This window comes from Alkalibacterium iburiense (assembly GCF_039521845.1).
Lineage (GTDB): Bacteria > Bacillota > Bacilli > Lactobacillales > Carnobacteriaceae_A > Alkalibacterium > Alkalibacterium iburiense.
Genome location: NZ_BAAACW010000127.1, coordinates 1 through 4653 on the forward strand (window position 1 = coordinate 1; position 4653 = coordinate 4653).

General features: G+C 38.1%; 4 protein-coding genes. All 4 read right to left on the bottom strand.

The genetic code is table 11. The features are described from left to right. Positions 1-177: 177 nt before the first annotated feature. Positions 178-645: a SprT family protein gene (locus ABDZ53_RS10105; protein WP_343756160.1), complete on the bottom strand. Its 468-nt coding sequence runs from the start codon at positions 643-645 to the stop codon at positions 178-180. A gap of 56 nt (positions 646-701) precedes the next feature. After that, positions 702-2879 carry a Tex family protein gene (locus ABDZ53_RS10110; protein ID WP_343756162.1) on the bottom strand — a complete coding sequence of 726 codons (2178 nt, stop codon included), beginning with the start codon at positions 2877-2879 and terminating at the stop codon, positions 702-704. Between the two features lie 95 nt (positions 2880-2974). Beyond that, positions 2975-3802: a metallophosphoesterase gene (locus ABDZ53_RS10115; protein ID WP_343756164.1), complete on the bottom strand. Its 828-nt coding sequence runs from the start codon at positions 3800-3802 to the stop codon at positions 2975-2977. An 8-nt stretch (positions 3803-3810) separates the two neighbouring features. Next, positions 3811-4554, bottom strand: a complete 744-nt coding sequence (locus ABDZ53_RS10120) for a metallophosphoesterase (protein WP_343756166.1) — start codon at positions 4552-4554, stop codon at positions 3811-3813. Between the last annotated feature and the right edge of the window lie 99 nt (positions 4555-4653).

Consider the following 4653-nt stretch of genomic DNA (forward strand, 5'->3'; position numbering starts at 1 on the left):
GATTCTTTTCTTCACTTAATTCCGCTTGAAAACTTTTAAAATACATCTTTGTGATTTAAAAAAGTATCTTATTTGGGAATATCATACCTTCGAACAGGAATAATCTGATTTTTCATAGAACTTTTGGCATTACCATCAATTTTTATATAGACTATTATACCTCTTTTAGGAAAAAATTTAACTTGTTACCTTTTCCCTACCTACCAAAACAAATGAACTTTTACACTTGGAACAGATAAATTTTTGTGTGTTGAATCGGCGCTGCCTCTTGGCTGTTAAGCCACAGCCGGTACACTTGTACTGCCAGAACATCACTTTTTCTTTCTGTCCTCTCAAAGATGGAACGTAACGGATCCCGCCTACTTCTTTAAGCAAGTCTTTAAAGTCCTTATCTTTATGCTGGTGCCCTTTACCTTGTAAATGTAAATGATAGTGGCACAATTCATGTTTAATGACCCCAATTAAAACATCTTTCCCTAATTTTTCCAGAACCTGTGGGTTAAAATCCAAATCGTGTGACCTCAAATGATATCGGCCCCCGGTTGTTCTTAGGCGACTATTAAAAGTAGCCTGATGTTTAAATGGACGGTTAAAAAAGTGTCTAGATATCTCTTCAACTAGTTGCTGCAATTCTCCTTGATTCATAAGACCACCTGTTTCTATCTAAATGAATAAGTCCGAAAGGTTCTCTCTTTTTCTGCTTATTCATCTTTTCCAATCATTGTGAGAGCAATACGTCCCTTGTTCACATCAACGGAATCAATCCATACTTTTACTATATCACCAACTGCTACAACATCGCTTGGATGTTTTACATACCGATTACTTAATTTAGAAATATGAACTAATCCGTCTTGCTTCACTCCGACATCCACAAAGGCACCAAAATCCACTACATTACGGACCGTTCCTTCTAAAGGCATGCCTTCTTTTAAATCTTCCATACTCATAACATCTGTACGAAGTAATGGTGCAGGCATATCGTCACGCATGTCTCTTCCAGGAGCAGTCAGTGCTTCGATAATGTCTTCATATGTCTCTCTTCCTAATCTCGTTTCTTCGAGGACTTGGTCCTCATTAACTAATTTTAAACGCATCTTCAAATCTTCTGTTCCTAATTCAGTCTTTGTCAAACCCGTTTGTTCAATTATTTTCTCAGCTTCTTTATATGTTTCGGGGTGAATACCTGTCTTATCAAATGGTTCTTTCCCATCAGGAATACGTAAGAATCCAACAGCCTGCTCAAAAGCTTTAGTACCTAAACGTTTCACTTTTTTCAACTGTGACCGATTAGTAAACTTCCCGTTTTCTTCTCTATATAAAACAATATTTTCAGCTGTTGTTTTAGTCAAACCTGAAATGTGTTTTAAGAGTGTACTACTAGCTGTGTTCACATTGACTCCTACTTGGTTAACAGCTGTTTCTACTACAAAATCCAATTGTTCTGTTAATCGTTTTTGTGAAACGTCATGTTGGTACTGACCGACACCAATTGATTTGGGATCAATTTTAACTAATTCAGCTAAGGGATCTTGCAATCGTCTGGCAATGCTTACAGCACTTCTTTCTTCTACTTGTAGATCGGGAAATTCTCTTCTCGCTTCTTCACTGGCTGAATAAACAGAAGCACCTGCCTCGTTTACAATAACGTAAGCTACTTGTTTTTTCACTTTTTTCAAAGCTTCTGCCACAAAGGTTTCTGACTCTCGACTAGCCGTTCCATTTCCTATAGCCACTGTGTCTACATTATATTTCTCAACAAACTCTATAAACTCTTTTTCTGCTCTCTCTCTTTTGCTCGGAGATGCTGGTTTATGTGGGTAAATAACATGGACAGCCATCATTTTACCTGTAGCATCCACTACAGCTAACTTACACCCCGTACGGTATGCCGGGTCAAAGCCCAAGATGATTTGATCTTTTAAAGGAGCCTGAAGGAGTAAATTCCCTAGGTTTTCTCCAAACACTTCAATCGCTTGTTCTTCTGCTTTTTCAGTTAGTTCATTTCTTAATTCTCTTTCGATAGCTGGACCAATAAAACGCTTATAGGCATCATTTATAGCCTCTTTCACTTTTACAATAGCCTCAGAATTTGAGTTTTCTGGGATTTCTTGTTTATATATAAACTGATGAATTCTCTCTTCGTCCACTTTTAAAGTAACAGAGAGAATATCTTCTTTTTCTCCTCGGTTGACTGCTAAAACCCGATGGGAGACCATTGTTTTTATTTTTTCTGAGTACTCATAATACATTTCAAATACAGACTTTTCATCTGCTTCTTTATTCTTCTCTTTTGTCTCAATGAATCCTGTGTTATAGGTATAGTCTCTTACCCATTTACGGTATTCAGGATTGTCTGAAATATATTCCGCAATGATTTCATGTGCCCCTGCCAACGCTTCTTCCGCAGAATGAACTTCCTTCTCTTCATTAATGTACTCTTCTGCCTCTGCTTCGATAGAACCTTTCGGGAATGACAACAACCATTCAGATAGGGGTTCTAGTCCCTGTTCTTTCGCTAGTGTCGCTTTTGTGCGTCGTTTTTGCTTATACGGGCGATATAAGTCTTCAACCCGCTGCATTTGTACAGCCTCTTTGATTTCTTTGGCTAATTCAGGTGTCAACTTTCCTTGTTCTTCAATTGAAGCCAAGACATCTGCTTTACGTTTTTCCAAGTTAGTTATATACGTATACCGTTCTTCAATCTCTCGAATCTGTACCTCATCTAAAGAACCTGTTGCTTCTTTACGGTAACGTGCAATAAAAGGAACGGTATTGCCATCTGCCAATAAATCAAGCACAGAAGTCACTTGTTTTTTAGTGTACCCTTCTAGTTCCTTCATTAATAAGTTTACATTTGTATTAGTTGTATCTGCCATCTTTGTCATCTCCAAATATCTTATTCACCTTATATAGTTTAGCACAAAAAAAGAAAAGAACGAACGGTCTCTATTAACCCATTCATTCTCTTCATTTAGGTAAGATCAAACGTCAGTAAACTTTTACTGAGTTGAGTGTGTATTTCTTTGTTTTTCCAATGCCTAAAGTTTCCCAGACAAGCTGTTAAGTATGTGCGGTCTTTTTCTTGAAGAATTTTTCTTAAATGCACATGCCCCATGATACTATAAGTAATACAGGGAAACTGTTTATAGAGTTGCTCGTAGGACTTGGCCCCTAAAAAGGCATTCGCATAATCATAGACGCGATGAGGCAAGGGTATAACAAATTCTGGATGGGTGGCTACATGAGTCATTAAGATGACCTGGCGCTGTCCGACTTTCTTTAAATCACTCGTCAGTTGTTCCAGCATGCGTTGGCTCACTTCCTGATCAGTCATCCCCCAATCAACATAATGCTTGTCGTTCCATGTGGCAAAACTGTATTGTTTCTTTTCAAACTTTTCCTTCGTATACATCTCATGGTTGGCATAGCCGTAATCATACCAGCCGGGCGTCCCTACTATGGCCCACTTGTCATTAATGATATAGGGTCGGTTGACTAAGGAGTACTCTTGCTTCTTGAAATATGCATCGACCTCAGCTGTGTCTTTTATCCCGTGATCTTTAGCCCAATAATCATGATTCCCCGGAACAAATAGTATAGGAATTCCTGACTGTTCAGAGGTTTTTTTTAAGAAAGCATCTGTTTCAAGGTAATGATTGGACACATCTCCAGCAATGAGTAGCAAGTCGATGTCTTTTTCTTGTATAAGAGCGGAAAGTGAAATTTCAAAGCTCTCCCCGTGATTCAGATACTGACTGTTTCGATCAATGTGTAAATCAGATATCGTTCCAATTCTCATTCATTCTTTTATCCTTTCCTTAAGGTTTCTGAATAAGCATACCCTTTATTGTCCACTTTGTAATGGTTGACTATGCCTTCATTATCAAATACGACACCATGAAGAGTGCCTCCATAAACAGCTCCTCCGTCTATTCCGATTTTGCCGTCTTTTGTTTTCCAAATATCCGTACTGGATTGGTCTTCATGAAGTGTCGCTGTCACTGTATGACCAAAAACAAAGACTTTATCCGTGTGATTCGGTTGATCGTAAAACCCCTCTCTAATCCACACAAAATCTCGATCAGACGAGTTTCTCCAATCTGGAAGGGTTAAGTTAACTCCTGCATGAGTAAAAACATATTTTTCCCATTCATATTTTAAGGGGAGGGAGAGTAAAAAAGGTTTTAACCAAGGATGCTTGGTTTGTATACTTCTGGCTAATTCTACTGCATCATACTTTTCTTCTTCATGGTCTAAGAAGGTTTGAATCGTTACCATTCCCCCATTCATGTCAAACAGCGGGGCTGAATGCTGTGGTGTTTTTAGAAAATTAATAAACATGTCTTCATGATTCCCACGCAAACAGATAGCCTTTTTATTTTCCACCAAATCTCTAGCTAACTCAAAGCAAGCTCTTGGATTTTCTCCACGATCACCTAAGTCACCTATCAATAGCAGTTGCTCTTCTTCCTCATTCCAGTAAGTAAGGAGCTTTTTAAATTGAGTAATCTGACCATGAATATCACCAACGGCAAATAGTTTCTTTTTCATCCGTTTCTCTCCTTCCTTCTCAAGGTTAGTGTCAATACTTTCTTTTAATAATTGCTTACAATGGTTGTTATATCAAGAAAAAACAAAAAAACACTTGCC

Bases quoted from the DNA above. Each gene is read 5' to 3' on its own strand.
- ABDZ53_RS10120 (WP_343756166.1), bottom strand. From the start codon at position 4,554: ATGAAAAAGAAACTATTTGCCGTTGGTGATATTCATGGTCAGATTACT.
- ABDZ53_RS10110 (WP_343756162.1), bottom strand. From the start codon at position 2,879: ATGGCAGATACAACTAATACAAATGTAAACTTATTAATGAAGGAACTA.
- ABDZ53_RS10105 (WP_343756160.1), bottom strand. From the start codon at position 645: ATGAATCAAGGAGAATTGCAGCAACTAGTTGAAGAGATATCTAGACAC.
- ABDZ53_RS10115 (WP_343756164.1), bottom strand. From the start codon at position 3,802: ATGAGAATTGGAACGATATCTGATTTACACATTGATCGAAACAGTCAG.